Raw genomic sequence first — 17,231 nt, 5'->3', positions numbered from 1 at the left:
TTCTGACAATTAGATGACAGGTTCGTGACGGTGGCCAATCAAGACAACGAGTCCCGCGTCAATCAGTGGAAAACGCTCGACAAGGATCTCAAGCGGATCGGTCGTGTCGAAAGCGCCGCGCAATTCGTGGCGCGCGGCATGGTTGCGCCGGGAGTCGCGCTGGCCTTCATCGTGCTCGCCGGACTGGTGGCGGCCGTGCTGGTGGGAGGTCAGCCTGGCCAGCTGGTGGTGATCTTCGCTGCCGCGATCGGGGCCTATATGGCGCTCAACATCGGCGCCAATGACGTGGCCAACAACATGGGCCCCGCCGTGGGCTCACGCGCGATGACGCTGATCGGGGCGCTGATCGTCGCCGCCATCTTCGAAAGCTTGGGCGCGCTCGTCGCGGGCGGCGATGTCGTCAAGACCGTCGCGAAAGGCATCATCGAACCCACCGCCTTGCCCGATTCCGGGCATTTCGTCTGGGCGATGATGGCGGCGCTTCTGGCGGCGGCCTTGTGGCTGAACCTCGCGACATGGCTGGGCGCGCCGGTCTCGACCACGCACTCCATCGTCGGCGGCGTCGTCGGCGCGGGCATCGTGGCCGCGGGCTTCGGCGCGGTCGACTGGGCATCGATGGGGATGATCGCGGCAAGCTGGGTGATCTCGCCGATCCTCGGCGGGGTGATCGCGGCGGCCTTCCTCGCGCTTATCAAGTCCAAGGTGATCTATGTCGACGACAAGATCGCGGCCGCCCGGCGATGGGTGCCGATCCTGATCGGGATCATGGCGGGGGCCTTCGCTGCCTATCTCGCGCTCAAGGGCCTGAAGCACCTGTTCAAGATCACGATCGTCGAGGCCGTTCTGATCGGGCTCGTCGTCGGTCTTGTGGGCTGGCTGATCACGATCCCGATGATCCGCCGCCAATCCGAGGGGATGGAGAATCGCAAGAAGTCCCTCAAGACGCTGTTCGGCCTGCCGCTCGTCGTCTCTGCTGCGCTGCTGAGCTTCGCCCATGGTGCGAATGACGTCGCCAATGCGGTGGGTCCGCTCGCCGCCATCGTGCACACGGTGGAGCAGGGCGATATCGCGGCGCAGGTCGACATCCCGTTCTGGGTGATGGCCGTGGGTGCGCTTGGCATCTCTTTCGGTCTGTTGCTGTTCGGGCCCAAGCTGATCCGCCTCGTCGGCAACGAGATCACCAAGCTCAACCCGATGCGCGCCTATTGCGTGGCGCTCTCGGCGGCAATCACGGTGATCGTGGCCTCTTGGCTGGGTCTGCCGGTCTCCTCGACGCATATCGCGGTCGGCGGCATCTTCGGCGTGGGTTTCTACCGCGAGTGGCACGCCGAGAAACGCGCGCGTGAGCTGGGCACCCGCAAGGGCAAACCCGTCCCGCCGGAAGAGCGCAAACGCCGCCTACTGGTGCGCCGCTCGCATATGATGACGGTTGCCACGGCGTGGATCGTGACCGTCCCGGCCTCGGCCGCGCTCTCGGCGGTGTTCTACCTGATCCTCAACGCGATGACCTGATCGCTCAGACCATGACCTTCATCGCCTGCTGCTGGCCGACGTCGAAGACGCGCTTGTAGCGGGCGATTTCCGCCTCCGGCCCCATCGCCTTTTCGGGATTGTCCGACAATTTCACCGTCGGACGCCCATCGGCCTCGACCGCTTTGCAGACAAGGCTGAACGGCGCAAGCGCGTCATGCGGCACCAGCCCGCGGAAGTCGTTCGTCAGCAGCGTACCCCAGCCGAAACTGACCTTCACGCGCCCGGCGAACTGCGCGTGCAACTCGCGAATCTTGTCGACGGTCAGCCCGTCCGAGAAGATCACCAGCTTTTGGCGCGGATCCTCGCCGCGTGCCTTCCACCAGTCGATCGCGATATCCGCGCCGGTCGCCGGATCGCCCGAATCGATGCGAATACCGGTCCAGCCCGCCAGCCAATCCGGTGCGTGATCGAGGAAACCCTTCGTGCCGTAGGTGTCGGGCAGGATGATACGCAGGTTGCCGTCATGCTCCTCGTGCCAATCGGCGAGCACCTTGTAGGGCGCCTTTGCCAGCTCCGCATCGCTATTGGTCAGCGCCGCATAGACCATCGGCATCTCATGCGCGTTGGTGCCCACGGCCTCGATGTCGCGCCGCATCGCGATCAGGCAGTTCGAGGTCCCGGTGAACGCGCCCCCTTCGGAGATGTCGCCCAAGCCTTCGAGCATCGCCTGCACGCACCAGTCCTGCCACAGGAAGCTGTGCCGCCGCCGTGTGCCGAAATCCGCGATCCGCAGGTGATCCAACTCGCGCAGCGCCTCGATCTTCTCCCAGACCTTCGTCATCGCGCGGGCATAAAGCACCTGCAACTCGAACCGCCCCATCGTGTTCAGCACTGCCCGGCCGCGCAGCTCCATCAGGATCGCGAGCGCCGGAATCTCCCAGAGCATGACCTCGTGCCACTTGCCCTCGAAGGTCAGCTCATATTGCCCGTCGCGCTTTTCCAGATGGTAGGGCGGCAGTTGATAGCCCTCGAACCATTCCATGAAATCCGAGCGGAACATCTGCCGCTTGCCGTAGAACGTGTTGCCGCGCAGCCAGGTGCTCTCCCCGCGCGACAATTTCAACGAGCGTGCATAATCGAGCTGCTCGCGCAGTTCCGCCTCGTCGATCAACTCCGCCAGCCGGATCGACTTGCTGCGATTGATCAGGCTGAACTTGACCCGCGTCTCCGGCTTGTTGCGAAAAATCGACTGACACATCAATAGCTTGTAGAAATCTGTGTCGATCAGGGACCGCACGATCGGGTCGATCTTCCACTTGTGGTTATAGACGCGGCTCGCGATGTCGACCATGGATCAGGCCTCCAGCTTTACACCGGCAGAGCGCATCTCGCTATGCGCCTCCTGCAGCGAGCCGTCGAGGTCGATCGCCCGGCAGGCGCCTTCGATCACGGTCGCGCGGAAGCCCAGCTTCGCCGCATCCAGCGCCGACCACGCGACGCAGAAATCGGTGGCGAGCCCCACGAAGGTCAGATCCTCGACGCCCCGGTCGCGCAGATAGCCTGCAAGCCCGGTCGGCGTCTTGTGGTCGTTCTCGAAGAAAGCCGAATAGCTGTCGACGCCGCGCCGGAATCCCTTGCGGATGATCAGCTGCGCCCGGTCCACGGCGAGATCGGGGTGGAACTCCGCCCCTTTGCTGCCTTGGACGCAATGGTCCGGCCAGAGGGTCTGCAGCCCATACTCCATGTGGATCTGCGTGAAGGGCGCGCCGCCTTCGTGCTGGCTCGCGAAAGAGGAGTGATCCGCCGGGTGCCAATCCTGCGTCAGCACCACGGTGTCGAACTCGGTCATCAGCGTGTTCACGCGCGGAAGGATCTCGTCGCCCCCCGCTACCGCCAGCGCGCCGCCGGGGCAGAAACCGTTTTGCACGTCGATCACGATCAGGGCTTTGGTCATTTTGTCTCTCCCGCGGGTCTCTCCATGGGTAGGGCGCGGGCCCCACATGGTCAACGGCTCTTGCCTAATGCCCCTGCACGGCGCTAATGCGGGGCCCATGTTCACCGTTGCCGCCCTTTACCATTTTACCCGGTTCGAGTCCCCCGAGGCCTTGAAGGCCCCGCTGGCGAAGCTTGCCTGCGCGCAAGGTGTGAAAGGCTCGCTCCTGCTCGCGCGCGAAGGGATCAACGGCACGATCGCCGGGACTCGTGAAGGGATCGATGCGGTGCTGGCGCATATCCGCGGCTTGCCGGGCTGCGCCGATCTGGAGTGGAAGGAAAGCGCGGCGGCCGAGATGCCTTTCGGCAAGATGAAGGTGCGGCTCAAGCGCGAGATCGTCACGATGGGCGAGCCCGATATCGATCCCAAAGCCCGCGTCGGCCATTACGTCGAGCCGCAGGACTGGAACGCGCTGATCTCCTCGCCCGACACGGTGGTGATCGATACGCGCAACGATTACGAGATCGAGATCGGCACTTTCGAGGGTGCCATCGATCCCGGCACGAAGAGCTTCCGCGAATTTCCGCAATGGTGGCGCGACAATGCGCATCGCTTCCATAACAAGCGCGTCGCGATGTTCTGCACCGGCGGTATCCGCTGCGAGAAATCGACGAATTTCCTGCTCTCGGAAGGGGTGCCCGAGGTCTATCACCTCAAGGGCGGCATCCTGAAATATCTCGAAGACATGCCCGAAGACGGCTCGCTCTGGCAGGGCGACTGCTTCGTCTTCGATCAGCGCGTGAGCCTGCGCCACGGCCTCAAGCAAGGCGATTACGACAGCTGTCACGCCTGTCGCCGTCCGGTTTCCGCGGAAGACAAACGCCACCCCGATTACGAGGAAGGCGTCTCCTGTCACCGCTGCATCGGCGAGTATTCCGATGCCGATCGCGACCGCTTCCGCGAGCGCGAACGTCAGATGCGCCTCGCCGCCGAGCGGGGCGAAGCGCATCTCGGACGCGATTAATTATCCGCGCAGACCTGCGTCAGATCGTTGCAGCCTTGCGTGACGGTCGGAGCGCCGGTGGTCGGGAAGTCCAGACGCGGCAGCGAGAAATCCCCGACGCCAGCCGACGCGGCAGTCGCGCCAAACACGGACAGAACAAGGGCGTAAGCGAGACGTTTCATAGCGGTTCTCCATAACTGAACTACTTGGTTCGGAATGCAATATGAACCGTTCGGTTCGGAAATCAAGACCTAATGAACTGAATGGTTCAAAATACTGCCTTGCACTGGAGGCAAAGCCGCCTATTTTAGAACCGTTCTAAAAAAGAGGGCCTCCCATGCTTCCCGGTTTCGCGTCACGCCGCCGTTTCGACGATCTCTCCGAACAGGAAGTGCTTGCGCTCGCGATTTCCTCCGAGGAGGACGACGCGCGCATCTATCGCCAATATGCCGAGCATCTGCGCGATGAGTTTCCGGGCTCCGCGAAGATTTTCGACGAGATGGCGAAAGAGGAAGACGAGCATCGCCGCCTCTTGATCGCCCGGCACACGGAGCGTTTCGGCGAGGTAATCCCGCTGATCCGTCGCGAGCATGTCGCGGGCTTCTACAACCGCAAACCGATCTGGCTGACGAAGAACCTATCACTCGATACGATCCGCGGCGAGGCCGAGGCGATGGAGCGCGAGGCGGGCAAGTTCTATACGCTCGCCGCCCAGCGTAGCTCTGATGCCAGCACGCGCGAGTTGCTGGGCGATCTCGCCGCAGCCGAACTCGGCCACGAGAAGAAGGCCGAAGAGCTGACCGGCACGCATCTGCCCGAGAGCGAGAAGGAAGAAGAAGACCGTCAGGCCCATCGCCAGTTCATCCTGACTTGGGTGCAACCGGGGCTCGCCGGGCTGATGGACGGTTCGGTCTCGACCCTCGCGCCCATCTTCGCCACCGCCTTCGCGACCCAAAATCCTTGGACCACCTTCCTCGTGGGCCTCGCGGCCTCAGTCGGCGCGGGCATCTCGATGGGCTTCACCGAAGCCGCGCATGATGACGGCGTGATCTCGGGCCGCGGTTCGCCGATCAAGCGCGGCATCGCCTCGGGCGTGATGACCATGCTGGGTGGCTTGGGCCACGCGCTGCCTTACCTGATCCCCGATTTCTGGACCGCGACCACCATCGCGATCATCGTCGTGTTCATCGAGCTCTGGGCGATCGCGTGGATCCAGAACCGCTTCATGGAAACGCCCTTCCTGCGCGCGGCCTTCCAGGTCGTGCTCGGTGGTGCGCTGGTCTTTGCGGCCGGTGTCTTGATCGGCGGCGGCTGACGCCGACCTGCGATTTGCCTTCGGCTTGGCGAAAATATCCCCGCCGGAGGCATCCCCGCCTTTCCACGGGTACATGGGTCACATTCCGTATCTGGCACTTGCCAAAGGCGCATGCTAGCCCTTGGCCATGCTCGAGATCTTTCTGAAGACCTTGCCCTTTTTCGCCCTGATCGGGCTTGGCTGGTTCGCCGGACAGATCCGCTTTTTCACCGCCGAGGCGACCGCGTGGCTGACGAAGTTCGTCTTCTACTTCGCGCTCTCGGCGATGCTGTTCAAATTCTCCGCCAATCTCGATCTGGACGCGCTCGTCGATCCGCAGTTCATCCTTGCGTATCTGACCGGCTCCGGCGCGGTCTGGCTGATCACTTTCGCCGTCGCCAAGGCGCGCAAACTTCCCACCGCGCTTTCGGCGATGGAGGCGCATACCTCGATGACCGGCAATACCGGCTTCCTCGGCGTGCCGATGCTGGTGGTGCTGCTGGGACCGGCAGCGGTCGGGCCGGTGCTGATGGTGCTGAGCTGCGATCTGATCGTTTTCTCCTCGATCATCACGATCTTCATCACCGCCGCGCGGCACGGGAAGGTCTCTCTCGCGCCGATCGCGCTGGGGCTTGTGAAGAACCCGATGATCGTCTCGATGGTGGCGGGGCTCGCCTGGGCGGGGCTGAAGCTGCCGATGCCGGGTCCGCTTGAGGAATTCATGACGCTTTTGGGCGCCGCCGCCACGCCGGGCGCGCTGTTCGCCATTGGCGCGTCGCTCGCGGGGAAATCGGCGGAGAAACCCGCGCCGGCGGTCTGGCTGTCCTTCGGCAAGCTCTTCCTGCATCCGGCGGCCATCGCGATCACGTCGCTTCTGATCTTCGACGTCGATCCCTTCGCGGCAGGCGTGATGATCGCCGCCGCCGCCCTTCCGGTCGCGGGCAATGTCTATATTCTGGCGCAGCATTTCGGGGTGGCGCCGCAGCGCGTCTCGGCGTCCATCCTCGTCTCGACCGCCGTCTCGATCCTCACGGTTCCGGCGGTCATCCACTGGGTTCACGGCTAAGGAGGCTCTGATGAAAACGATCTCGGAAAACCGCTGTTTCGGAGGCGTCCAAGGCGTCTACTCGCACGCCTCGAAGGTCAACGATTGCGAGATGACCTTCGGGCTGTTCCTGCCGCGCGAGGCCGAGGACGGGCCGGTTCCGGTGCTGTGGTATCTCTCGGGACTGACCTGCACCCATGAGAACGCCATGACCAAGGCGGGCGCACAGGCTTTCGCGGCCGAGCACGGGATCGCGCTCGTGTTCCCCGACACCTCGCCGCGCGGCGAGGGCGTCGCCAACCATGAGGATTACGATCTGGGGCAGGGCGCGGGCTTTTACGTCAACGCGACGCAGGATCCGTGGGCGCCGCATTTCCGGATGTGGGATTACATCGCCGAGGAACTTCCGAACGCCATCGACGCCGCTTTCGAGATCGATCCCGAGCGGCAGGCGATCACCGGCCATTCGATGGGCGGGCATGGCGCGCTGACGCTGGCGATGCACCAGCCCGAGCGCTTCCGGTCCGTCTCGGCCTTCGCGCCGATCGCGAACCCGACGCAAAGCGACTGGGGCCGCAAGCAGTTCAGCGCCTATCTGGGCGACAACGAGGCCGCATGGGCCGCGCATGATGCCACGCTTCTGATGCGCGAGCGTGGGTTCGACGGCGAAGTGCTGATCGATCAGGGCGGCTCGGATCAGTTCCTCGATCTCCTGAAGCCCGAGGCGCTTGCCGAGGCGATGGCCGCGCGCCGTCAGCCCGGCACCTTCCGGATTCAGGAAGGTTACGATCACAGCTACTATTTCGTCTCGACCTTCATTCCCGATCACATCGAGTTCCACGCCGAGGCGCTCTGGGCGTGATCTGGGTCGATGCCGATGCCTGCCCGGTGAAGGCCGAGGCCGAGAAGGTCGCGACCCGTCTCGGGATCAAGCTGATGCTGGTCTCCAATGGCGGGTTGCGGCCCTCGCCCAATCCGCTGGTCGAGATGGTCTATGTCGATCAGGGGCCGGACGTGGCCGACATGTATATCGCCGAGCGGGCGACCGTGGGTGATGTGGTGATCACCAATGACATTCCGCTGGCGGCAAAATGCGTCGAGTCCGGCGCGCGCGTCCTGCGCCCCGATGGCGAGGCGCTGACGCCCGCCAATATCGGCAACGTTCTGGCAACGCGGGATTTGATGGCGGATCTGCGCTCTGCCGATCCGTTCCGGCAGGGCGGCGGCAAGCCGTTCTCCAAGGCGGATCGGGCGCGGTTCTCGGATGCGCTCGACCGGGTGGCGCGGGCGGCGGCAAGAGAGGTTAAGAATGGTTGAGGCAGTTATCTTCGACATCGGAAACGTGCTGATCGAATGGCAACCCGAGCGGCATTACGACCGGATCATGCCGCGCGAGACCTGCGAGCAGATGTTCACAGAGGTCGATCTGCACGGCATGAATGACGAGATCGACCGCGGCGCGCCCTTCCGCGAGACGATCTACGCATGGGCCGAGAAATACCCGAGCTGGCGCGATGCGATCCGGCGTTGGCACGACGACTGGATCGAGATGGCCTCGCCGGGTATCCCGCATTCGCAGCGGCTGATGAAAGCCCTGCAGGCCAAGGGGATACCGGTCTTCTCGCTGACGAATTTCGGGATCGAAAGCTACGATTTCGCGGCAACGCATTACCCGTTCCTGCGCGAGTTCGACCGCGATTTCATCTCTGGCCATATGGGCGTCACGAAGCCCGATCCGAAGATCTATCAGATGGTCGAGGACGCGTCGGGGCTGTCCGGCTCGGATCTGATCTTCACCGATGACCGCGCCGACAATATCGCGACGGCGCATACCTTCGGCTGGAAGACGCATCTTTTCGATGGGCCCGAAGGCTGGGCGCGGCGGCTGGTCGAGGAAGGGCTGCTGGAGGAGGCGGAGGCCGCATAAGTTGAACTTATGCAGCCGCCTCGAAAATAAGGAAAACTTATCTCAGGCGCGTTTCGCGACCGCAACGCCCAGAAGTTCGAGCACCTTCGCCTCGATCTGCGGCGCATCCATGCCCGCCGAGTGATACATATCTTCGGGCGAGGCGTGATCGATGAACGTGTCGGGCAGCACCATCGAGCGGAACTTGAATCCGTGATCGAAGACGCCCTGATCCGAGAGGTATTGCGCGACATGGCTGCCGAAGCCGCCCACCGCGCCTTCCTCGATGCAGATCAGCGCCTCGTGCTCCGCCACCAGCCGGTCGATCAGATCGGTGTCGAGCGGTTTCGCGAAACGCGCATCGGCGATGGTCGGCGCAAGGCCGCGGGCTTGCAGCGCTTCGCGGGCTTTCAGAACCTCGGCGAGACGGGTGCCGTAGGAGAGGATCGCAACGCGCGCGCCTTCCGCGATCATCCGGCCCTTGCCGATCTCCAGCGGCACGCCTTCTTCGGGCATGTCGACGCCCATGCCTTCTCCGCGCGGATAGCGGAAGGCGATCGGGCCGTCGTCATATGCTGCGGCGGTGGCGACCATATGGACCAGCTCCGCCTCGTCGGCGGCGGCCATCACGACCATGCCGGGCAGCGAGGACATGAATCCCACGTCGAACGAGCCCGCATGGGTCGCACCATCCGCGCCCACCAGACCGGCGCGGTCGATGGCGAAGCGCACGGGAAGGCGCTGGATCGCGACGTCATGGACGATCTGGTCGTAGCCGCGTTGCAGGAAGGTCGAGTAGATCGCGCAGAACGGCTTCATACCGGAGGCCGCGAGACCGGCAGAGAAGGTGACGGCGTGCTGCTCGGCGATGCCCACGTCGAAACAGCGGCGCGGATAGACGCCCGCGAATTGCTTCAGTCCGGTCCCGTCCGGCATGGCGGCGGTGATGCCGACGATCTTCTCGTCTTTCGCCGCTTCCTTGATCAGGCTTTCGGCGAAGACCTTGGTGTAGCTCGGGGCGTTGGAGGGCGATTTCTTCTGCTCGCCGGTGTTGAGGTCGAATTTCGCGGTGGCGTGACCGCCATCGGGGCGGCTCTCGGCGGGGGCATAGCCCTTGCCCTTCTTCGTCAGCGTATGGATCAATACCGGGCCGGTCGCGCGCGCCTTGAGCGTACGCAGCAGCGGCAGAAGCTGATCGAGATCGTGTCCGTCGACCGGGCCAACATAGGAGAAGCCGAGCTCCTCGAACAGCGTGCCGCCCATCGCGATGCCTTTCAGCATCTCTTTCGCGCGGCGCGCGCCCAGCTGGAACGGCACCGGCAGCAGACCGACCGCGCCCTTGGCGGCGGATTTCAGGTCCTGCAGCGGGGCCTCGGAGTAAAGCCGCGTGAGATAGCTCGACAGCGCGCCGACGGGCGGGGCGATCGACATCTCGTTGTCGTTGAGCACGACGAACATGCGCTTGCCCAGGTGGCCTGCGTGGTTCATCGCCTCGAAAGCCATGCCGCCCGACATCGCGCCGTCACCGATCACGGCAATCGCGTCGCCAGTTTCAGCGCCCAGCTCGCGGCCCATCGTGAAGCCGGTCGCGGCCGAAATCGAGGTAGAGCTATGGCCCGCGCCGAACGGGTCGTAGGGAGATTCGGAGCGCTTGGTGAAGCCCGACAGCCCGCCCTTGGTGCGCAGCGTGCGGATGCGGTCGCGACGCCCGGTCAGGATCTTGTGCGGGTAGCACTGGTGACCGACGTCCCAGACGATCTTGTCGCGCGGCGCGTCGAACACGGCATGCAGCGCGACCGTCAACTCGACGACGCCGAGACCCGCGCCCAGATGCCCGCCGGTTTGCGACACCGCCGAGATCGTCTCGGCGCGCAACTCGTTGGCGAGCGTTTTCAGCTCGGCATCGGAAAGGCCTTTCAGATCGGACGGCAGTCGCACCTTGTCGAGGAGCGGCGTGGCCGTTTGGTCGTTCGGGTTGTCGCTCATTGGCTGCCCCCTAGGCGCGCTACATTTCGCGGGAGATAACGAAACGCGCAGCGGCCCGCAAGTTTTCCGCTTCCTCGCCGTAAGGTGAAAGCGCGTCTATCGCCTGGTCGATCAACTCGCCCTCGCGGAGCCGCGCGCCAGCAAGGCCGAGCAGCGAAACGAAGGTCGCCTTGCCGGCCTCGGCGTCCTTGCCGACCCGCTTCCCGGCGGCCTTTTCGCAGCCCGTCACATCTAGGATGTCATCGTGAATTTGAAAGGCCAGACCGACCGCATCGGCGAAATCGCTCAGAGGGCCCTCGTCTTCGCCCGCGAGGATCGCGCCGGTGCGCGACGCGAACGAAATCAGCGCCCCGGTCTTGCCCGCCTGCAGCGCGGTGATCTGGCTCAGCGAAAGGGGATTGGTGGCACTTTCCGCCGCGATGTCGAGCGCCTGACCGTGGCCCATGCCCGCCGCGCCGGAGGCTTTCGCAAGCGCGAGGCTGAGCGCGATGCGCCGCTCTGCCGGGCCGAGGAGGGGATCGGCGCAAAGCTCAAACGCAAGCGTCTGCAGCACGTCGCCGGTGAGCACGGCGGTGGCCTCGTCCCATTTCACGTGAATCGTCGGCTGGCCGCGGCGCAGATCGTCGTCATCCATGCAGGGAAGATCATCATGCACGAGGCTGTAGGCGTGCAGCGCCTCGACCGCGGCGGCGGCGGGCATCGCTTGAGCTTCGGGAATTCCGAAGATCGCGGCGCTTTCGATCGCGAGGAAGGCGCGCAGCCGCTTGCCGCCCTGCAGCGCGTAATGCATCGGGTCGCGCAACGGCCCCTCCGGCTGGCGCGCCACGGCGGCATCGAGCGCGACCTGAACGGCCGCCTGCACCTCTTTCAAACGGGAGGAGAACATTTACAGACCTTCGGCGGGGGCCGTGCCTTGCGGTGCGCCGTCGGCATTGAGCGTGATCTTCTCGACCCGCGCCTCGGCCTCCTTCAGAAGCTTGGCGCAATGCTCTTTCAGCTTGGCACCGCGCTCGTAGAGCTTGATCGACTCGTCGAGGGGCACGTCGCCGTGTTCAAGTTTGCCCACGACTTCCTCGAGGGCCTTCATCGCCTCTTCGAAGCTCAGCGCGTTAATATCGCTCATCAATCTGCATTCCCGGTGATATGTCGTCCAATAAGGCTCTGACGCCCGGCTTCCTGCAAACCATATCCGGCTCGCGGAGTCGAGATCACCCCGCGAACCCGGCCCAGCAGTGAACGTCTTGTCGCCTATTTCTGGAGCGATTCGAGATATGTCGCGAGGGAGAGGACGCGCCCACGCGTGGCCAGCACGTCGGTGTAATACGGCGCGCCGTGCCCGCCCTGGTCCATGAACACCTCGCCGAAGACCGGCATCGGCCCGCCATGTGCCCGCACGCCCGTGCGCCCGTCGATGATGTGGATCGTTTTGAGCATCGGGAACGCGCCGTCATTCGCGGCGGCAAGCCCGGTCAGATCGGCAGGTTTCACGGTCAGATATTCGGCCATCGGCCCGGTGCCGGTGCCGTCGTCGCCATGACAGCTGGCGCAATATTGGTCGTAGAGAACTTTGCCGACATCGGCGTTCTGAGCGATGGCCGGCGTCGCCGCGAGACATGCCGCGGCGATGAGGTAAGTGAAGCGCATTGTATCCTCCCACAAAGATGACGCAGGGGAAGGGTAGGCGCGAAACGTGATCACGTCTGTGATCGGCGTCAACGAAGAAAGGCGCCCCGTATGCTACGGAGCGCCCCACGAAAAGGGCCATCTCTATTCGAGATGACCCTCCGAGATCTACGGAGATGGTCCGGTTAGGGTCCGAAGGATCCAGCCGTCCCAGTCAGGGTTCTTTGCCCTAGGGTTTGCCCTCAGGCCACGGCCCCCCTCACTGTCCCGACACCTCTCTCCACTATCACTCTAGACACTGGACCACCTCCTTTCATGCGTTGCCGTTATCCACAGCGTGCCACAGATTTTGTGTGTGGCAAGAAAAATCACGCAAGTCTTGGAGAAAGTTTCGTGACGAGTGCCTTGAAAGGCAGCAGTGCGATCAAAGTCAGGGCAAGTTTGACAAGCCAGTCGGCGGTGGCGAGCGACACCCAGAGCGGCACTGTCGGCCCGACGCCCAACAGGGGCAGGGTCTCATTCGCCCAGGACACGTCGTTGCCCGGATCGAGGAAGGTCAGCCCGGCCGAGAAAGCCACCGAGAAGAAGATCAGCGTATCGAGCGAGGCGCCGATCAGGGTCGAGATCGCCGGGGCGCGCCACCAGACGCCGTCGCGCAGCTTGTCGAAGACGAAGATGTCGGTCATCTGCGCCACGAGGAAGGCCGCGCCGGAGCCGAGCGCGATGCGCAGCGTCACCGCCGGATAGGTGAAGCCGTCACCCTGCAGCATGATCTGGCTGCCGATGAGCGAGCAGATCACCCCCACGACAAAACCCGCGAAGACCACGCGACGCGCGGCACCGGGGCCGTAGACACGGTTCATCACGTCATTGACGAGGAAGGCGAAGGGGTAGGTGAAGGCGCCCCAGGTCAGCCAGTCGCCGACGAGGAATTGCACCAGGATGTTCGAGGCCACGACGATTGCGGCCATGGCAATGATGCCAGGAATATAGCGGGTCATGATGTTCAACCGTTTTTACATGGTAGCGGAGACATGGCCCGGATCAGCCCGGGCAAGGGCGCGCGATACGCCGTCACGACGCGCGCGTCAATCCTTCTTGGCGGTGCGGCGCGTGTTGGGCAGGACGTATTCGACGATTTCGGTGCGCTGCAGGAACCGGAAATTGTCGTCGGAGATCATCGTCAGGCGGATCGCACCCTCGTCGTCGCGCCAGACTGACAGGCCCTCGAGATTGTCGTGTCGTCCCGCGCCGGTTTCCAGCAGAACCTCGCCGCCCGAGATCGAATCGCCGTTGATGTCGAAGACCTGCACGCGCGAGCGGAAGCCCAGAAGGCCCCAGAAGTCGCGCTCCAGCAGATAAAAGCGGCCATCGGGCCCGAAATCCGCACCGACCGGCAGCCAGTTATCGGAGCGCGGGATGGCGAAGGGCTGATCCCATTTGCCATCGCGATAGCGCCAGACCGGGTAGGGCCTGTCCTTCGCGCCCGAGCGTTCGGGCATCGTGTAGAGCGTGCCCTGATCGTCGATCGCCAGCGCCTCGAGCGAGGAGTTGTTCTGCATCTTCGCGAAGGCATCCGGGCGCGGCAGTAGCTCGGCCGGACCGCCGTCGGTCGGGAAATGCGACACCCGCGCCAGCCCTTCGAAGGAGATGTAGACCGAGCCGTCGGGCGCCAGGGCCAAGCCTTCGCTGTCGCCCTGATGGCGGTTGAGCACGCGGCCCTTGGAGCTGTGAAGCCAGTTCGGCCCGTTGGTGATTTCGACGTCGCTGATCCGGCCCTGCGCGTCCCGGTCCAGCCGCCCGCGCCAGATTGTCGTGCGGTCGGATTGGGTGATGAAGTTGCGCCCGTCGGGGCCCAGCTCGAGCCCCGAGAAGCCGCCGAAGACGCTCACGCCCGGCATCGTCCAGTGATAGCTTTGCAGGAAGCGGGCGCGCGGTTCCGGTCCGGCCGGCGCGAGCCCCGCGAGAACCGCCAGCCCCGCCCCCGCGATCAGCGCGAAGACAGAACGGCGCGGCATTGGCTAGGCAGGTCCGACATGACGTAGGTCTTGGCGTTCTTTTTCGGCGGCCCTTTCGGCTTGGGCTTCGCTGCGGTTTTCGGCGGGTTGAGGTAATCCGTCACCCACCAGTTCAGCGTCTCGTCACAGCCGTCGCCTCCCTTCGACAGCTGCGCCACGGTCGGCTTCTGCGTCTGGCAATAGCGCGCACCGGGCGGGCATTTCAGGCGGACATGGAAATGGGTGTTGTGGCCATACATCGGACGGATTTTCTGCAGCCAAGCGCGGTCGTTGCGCGGCACCGTGTTGCACATCGCGATTTTCACCGCAGCGGCGACGAAGATGCGGTCGACCCGCGGATCGGCGGCGGCATGGCGCATCAGCTCGAGATGCTGCCGCGTCCAGTTGCCGTTGATATGGCGCTGGTCGGCGGTGCGCACCGAGATCGAGGAGATCTTCTCCCGCTGGGCGCGGCTGAGATTGAGGTTCGTGGCCGGCAGCATCCAGATGTCGGCATCCAGCCCGATCTGGTGGCTGGCATGGCCGCCGGTCATCGGGCCGCCGCGCGGCTGGGAAATGTCACCGATATAGAGCCCGTTCCACCCCGGCAGGGTCGCGGCGTAGCGCGACAGGTCCTGCAGATAGGTCAGCATTGCAGGCTGGCCCCAGTTGCGATTGCGCGACAGGCGCATCGCCTGCCATGTCGGCCCGCTCTCGGGCATCCGTTGCAGCCCGGCGGCGCAGCCGCGCGAATAGAAGCCGATGGCAGAGGGCGCCTGCGCCGAGGCTACCGCTTCCGCGCCAAAAAGCTGGCGGGCGAGCGGTTCGGAGAATCCGGGGGCGGCAATCAGGCTGAAAGAAAGAGCGGCGGCGAGTAATTTCGCGATCATGGTGAGGGGGGTCCTTCGGGCGCAGGGTCTCCGTGGCTTCTCACGAAGCCTAGCAGGACCAGGCCCAAAAGCAAAAGAACGATGATCGGCGTGATGCCGGTCGACTGATTTCCGCTTATCTGCGTCGTGATCCCGATTGCAAGCGGCGCGATGAAGGCCGTGGCCTTGCCAGACAGCGCGTAGAGGCCGAAATGCTCGGTGATCTTTTCCGGGTCGGCCTGACGCACCATCATCGTGCGCGAGGCCGATTGCAGCGCGCCGCCGCAGGCCCCGATCATGCCGCCAAGTACCATGAAGGCGATGTCGGGCAGTTTGCTGTCGGGGGTGACGGCCATGCCGAAGACGCTTTCGCGCGAGATCATCACGATGCCGAGCACCACGAGCGTGAGGATCACGAGCGTCGTGATGATGACCGTGCGCGGCCCCCAGCGGTCGTCCGCCTTGCCGCCGAGCCATGCGAAAGTCGCGCCGGTGATCGTGCCGAGGATGCCGAAGATGCCGATCAGGGTGATCGACCAGTTCAGCACGCCCGCCGCGTAGAGCCCGCCGAAGGTGTAGATGCCGTTGAGCGCATCGCGATAGAACATCGAGCTGAGCAGGAACGAGGTCAGCGAGCGCCGATGTGGCAGCGCGCGGAGCGTCGCGCGCAGTTCCGGCCATGCGCCGCGCAGAGCCGTGCCGATGGGCAGCGCGTCGGCTTTGCGCGGCTCGCGCACCCAGAGGAAGAAGGGGATCATGAATACCGCGTACCAGATCGCGGTGAGCGGCCCGACCGCGCGGGTGTCCTCGCGCGTGGCGACGTCGAGGCCGAACAGCGGCTCGATCCCGAGCATGGTTTTCTCGGTCGTCGGGCTCGCCTGCAGCAGCAAAAGCATGATGAACAGCGTGATCATTCCGCCGATATAGCCGAACGCCCAGCCCGAGCCGGAGATGCGCCCGATTTCTTCGCGGGGCCCCAGATCGGGCAGAATCGCATTGGTGAAGGTGGTCGCGAATTCCATACCGATCATGCCGATGGCGAAGCTGATCATGATCGCCATCAGCTTGAAATCGCCCGGCACCGCGTACCATAGCCCCCACGCGCCCAGAACGTACATTACCGAGAAGACCCAGATGAACGGCATCCGCCGCCCCGACCGGTCGGCAATCGCGCCGAGGAAGGGCGAGCCGAGCGCGATGATGATCCCCGCGATGCCCACGCCATAGCCCCAGACGGTCTGCGCTGCGGTGCCCGAGCCCATCAGGTCTTTCACGAAGGGCGCGAAGATGAAGGTGATCAGCAGCGTGTTATAGGGTTGGCTCGCCCAGTCGAAGAACCACCAGCCCCAGATGCGTTTCTTCGCCGTGATCATGTCGCCCTCTCCCCGCCGCGCCAGCAATTGCGGCGATCAAGCCCGAAAAGGGACGGTCTGGCAAGGGGTTCGACGGTCGGGGCATGCCGCGGGCGCGGCAGTGTCACATCTGCGGCGGCCAGGGACGCTTGAGGTCGGCCTCGGCCCAGGCGGTCACGAATTCGGGCAGCGGCGGCGAGGTCGCGTCCTGCCCCATCTCGCCCAGAACCTGCGCCGGTGGGATCATGCCCTTCTTCGAGGTCACGGCACCACGGATCAGCACATGCGAGGTGCATTCGCCGCTTTCGGTGAACATCGCATGCTCTAGCCAGATCCAGCGATCGTCCCAGCCAAGACAGCGCGAGCGCATCTCGAATTTCTGGAAGGCCTGCACCCGGCGGCGATAGCGCGTGGTGTTCCCGGCGACCACGATGGCCCATTTGTTGCGCTTCAGTGCGCCCCAGAGCCCTGTGCGGATCGCAAGCGGAATTCGCCCGAGATCGTAGAGCGTCAGCGTGCGCCCGTTGTTCAGCTCCATCCAGAGGTCGATGTCCCACGGCCAGCAGATATGCTGGCTGACATGGGTACCCGTGATCGGCAGCGCCGGGGCGTTGCGGAACTTCACGATCTCTTTGGCCATACGGATAACGGGGTACATGCGGGCACTGGTGCTGCGACGCCGCGGGACGGTCAAGAGAGACGTTACGGAAAATGCGCGTGAGCCTGCGGTTGCAATGCCGCGGCGCCTCG

Annotated in this window: 19 protein-coding genes; 7 read left to right on the top strand and 12 right to left on the bottom strand. The window is 64.3% G+C overall.

The genetic code is table 11. The features are described from left to right. Positions 1–30 precede the first annotated feature (30 nt). Positions 31–1,512, top strand: a complete 1,482-nt coding sequence (locus tag B6V73_RS10570) for an inorganic phosphate transporter (RefSeq protein WP_075775461.1) — start codon at positions 31–33, stop codon at positions 1,510–1,512. 4 nt (positions 1,513–1,516) lie between these two features. Here the strand turns inward: B6V73_RS10570 and pncB are convergent, their stop codons facing one another. Further along, positions 1,517–2,824 (bottom strand): nicotinate phosphoribosyltransferase, encoded by a 1,308-nt coding sequence (pncB, locus tag B6V73_RS10565; protein WP_088723143.1) that lies wholly within the window; start codon positions 2,822–2,824, stop codon positions 1,517–1,519. A gap of 3 nt (positions 2,825–2,827) precedes the next feature. After that, positions 2,828–3,427 (bottom strand): bifunctional nicotinamidase/pyrazinamidase, encoded by a 600-nt coding sequence (gene pncA, locus B6V73_RS10560; protein ID WP_088725214.1) that lies wholly within the window; start codon positions 3,425–3,427, stop codon positions 2,828–2,830. 97 nt (positions 3,428–3,524) lie between these two features. Between pncA and B6V73_RS10555 the strand changes: the two genes are divergently transcribed. Beyond that, entirely contained in the window at positions 3,525–4,430 is a 906-nt protein-coding gene (locus B6V73_RS10555; RefSeq protein WP_088725213.1) for a rhodanese-related sulfurtransferase, read from the top strand. Here the strand turns inward: B6V73_RS10555 and B6V73_RS20785 are convergent. Beyond that, entirely contained in the window at positions 4,427–4,591 is a 165-nt protein-coding gene (locus tag B6V73_RS20785; protein ID WP_157771528.1) for a hypothetical protein, read from the bottom strand. The genes B6V73_RS10555 and B6V73_RS20785 overlap by 4 nt on opposite strands. 155 nt (positions 4,592–4,746) lie before the next feature. Between B6V73_RS20785 and mbfA the strand changes: the two genes are divergently transcribed. From mbfA to B6V73_RS10530, 5 genes are all read left to right on the top strand, one after another. Then, positions 4,747–5,724 carry an iron exporter MbfA gene (gene mbfA / locus B6V73_RS10550; protein WP_075775332.1) on the top strand — a complete coding sequence of 326 codons (978 nt, stop codon included), beginning with the start codon at positions 4,747–4,749 and terminating at the stop codon, positions 5,722–5,724. A gap of 127 nt (positions 5,725–5,851) precedes the next feature. Next, positions 5,852–6,769: an AEC family transporter gene (locus B6V73_RS10545; protein ID WP_088725212.1), complete on the top strand. Its 918-nt coding sequence runs from the start codon at positions 5,852–5,854 to the stop codon at positions 6,767–6,769. Between the two features lie 10 nt (positions 6,770–6,779). After that, positions 6,780–7,610 (top strand): S-formylglutathione hydrolase, encoded by an 831-nt coding sequence (gene fghA, locus B6V73_RS10540; protein ID WP_075775334.1) that lies wholly within the window; start codon positions 6,780–6,782, stop codon positions 7,608–7,610. After that, positions 7,607–8,065 carry a YaiI/YqxD family protein gene (locus B6V73_RS10535; protein WP_075775335.1) on the top strand — a complete coding sequence of 153 codons (459 nt, stop codon included), beginning with the start codon at positions 7,607–7,609 and terminating at the stop codon, positions 8,063–8,065. The genes fghA and B6V73_RS10535 overlap by 4 nt, the downstream gene beginning before the upstream one ends. Further along, entirely contained in the window at positions 8,058–8,675 is a 618-nt protein-coding gene (locus B6V73_RS10530; protein ID WP_088725211.1) for an HAD family phosphatase, read from the top strand. Before B6V73_RS10535 ends, B6V73_RS10530 begins: the two co-directional genes overlap by 8 nt. A 42-nt stretch (positions 8,676–8,717) precedes the next feature. Here the strand turns inward: B6V73_RS10530 and dxs are convergent, their stop codons facing one another. From dxs to B6V73_RS10485, 9 genes are all read right to left on the bottom strand, one after another. Next, the gene (dxs, locus tag B6V73_RS10525; RefSeq protein ID WP_088723138.1) at positions 8,718–10,640 is read right to left on the bottom strand and encodes a 1-deoxy-D-xylulose-5-phosphate synthase; all 1,923 of its coding nucleotides are present in this window, start codon (positions 10,638–10,640) and stop codon (positions 8,718–8,720) included. Between the two features lie 19 nt (positions 10,641–10,659). Continuing rightward, a complete protein-coding gene (locus B6V73_RS10520) occupies positions 10,660–11,526 on the bottom strand; it encodes a polyprenyl synthetase family protein (protein ID WP_088725210.1) in 867 nt (288 codons plus the stop codon). Further along, the gene (locus B6V73_RS10515) at positions 11,527–11,763 is read right to left on the bottom strand and encodes an exodeoxyribonuclease VII small subunit (RefSeq protein WP_075775339.1); all 237 of its coding nucleotides are present in this window, start codon (positions 11,761–11,763) and stop codon (positions 11,527–11,529) included. Between the two features lie 125 nt (positions 11,764–11,888). Beyond that, positions 11,889–12,284 (bottom strand): cytochrome c, encoded by a 396-nt coding sequence (locus B6V73_RS10510; RefSeq protein WP_088725209.1) that lies wholly within the window; start codon positions 12,282–12,284, stop codon positions 11,889–11,891. A 347-nt stretch (positions 12,285–12,631) separates the two neighbouring features. After that, positions 12,632–13,264 carry a queuosine precursor transporter gene (locus tag B6V73_RS10505; protein ID WP_088725355.1) on the bottom strand — a complete coding sequence of 211 codons (633 nt, stop codon included), beginning with the start codon at positions 13,262–13,264 and terminating at the stop codon, positions 12,632–12,634. An 87-nt stretch (positions 13,265–13,351) separates the two neighbouring features. Continuing rightward, a complete protein-coding gene (locus tag B6V73_RS10500) occupies positions 13,352–14,281 on the bottom strand; it encodes an esterase-like activity of phytase family protein (RefSeq protein ID WP_075775342.1) in 930 nt (309 codons plus the stop codon). Further along, on the bottom strand, positions 14,254–15,150 hold the full coding sequence (gene mepA / locus B6V73_RS10495; protein ID WP_088725208.1) for a penicillin-insensitive murein endopeptidase: 897 nt from the start codon (positions 15,148–15,150) through the stop codon (positions 14,254–14,256). Before mepA ends, B6V73_RS10500 begins: the two co-directional genes overlap by 28 nt. Then, positions 15,147–16,502, bottom strand: coding sequence for an MFS transporter (locus B6V73_RS10490; protein ID WP_088725207.1), 1,356 nt, complete (start codon positions 16,500–16,502; stop codon positions 15,147–15,149). Before B6V73_RS10490 ends, mepA begins: the two co-directional genes overlap by 4 nt. A gap of 103 nt (positions 16,503–16,605) precedes the next feature. Beyond that, positions 16,606–17,139, bottom strand: coding sequence for an acyl-CoA thioesterase (locus B6V73_RS10485; protein WP_088725206.1), 534 nt, complete (start codon positions 17,137–17,139; stop codon positions 16,606–16,608). Positions 17,140–17,231: the final 92 nt, after the last annotated feature.

Origin of the sequence: Thioclava sp. JM3, assembly GCF_002213185.1 — a bacterium.
Taxonomy (GTDB): domain Bacteria; phylum Pseudomonadota; class Alphaproteobacteria; order Rhodobacterales; family Rhodobacteraceae; genus Thioclava; species Thioclava nitratireducens.
Note: the sequence above shows the minus strand (reverse complement) of the source record. Positions and strands in the feature narration are given on the sequence as shown.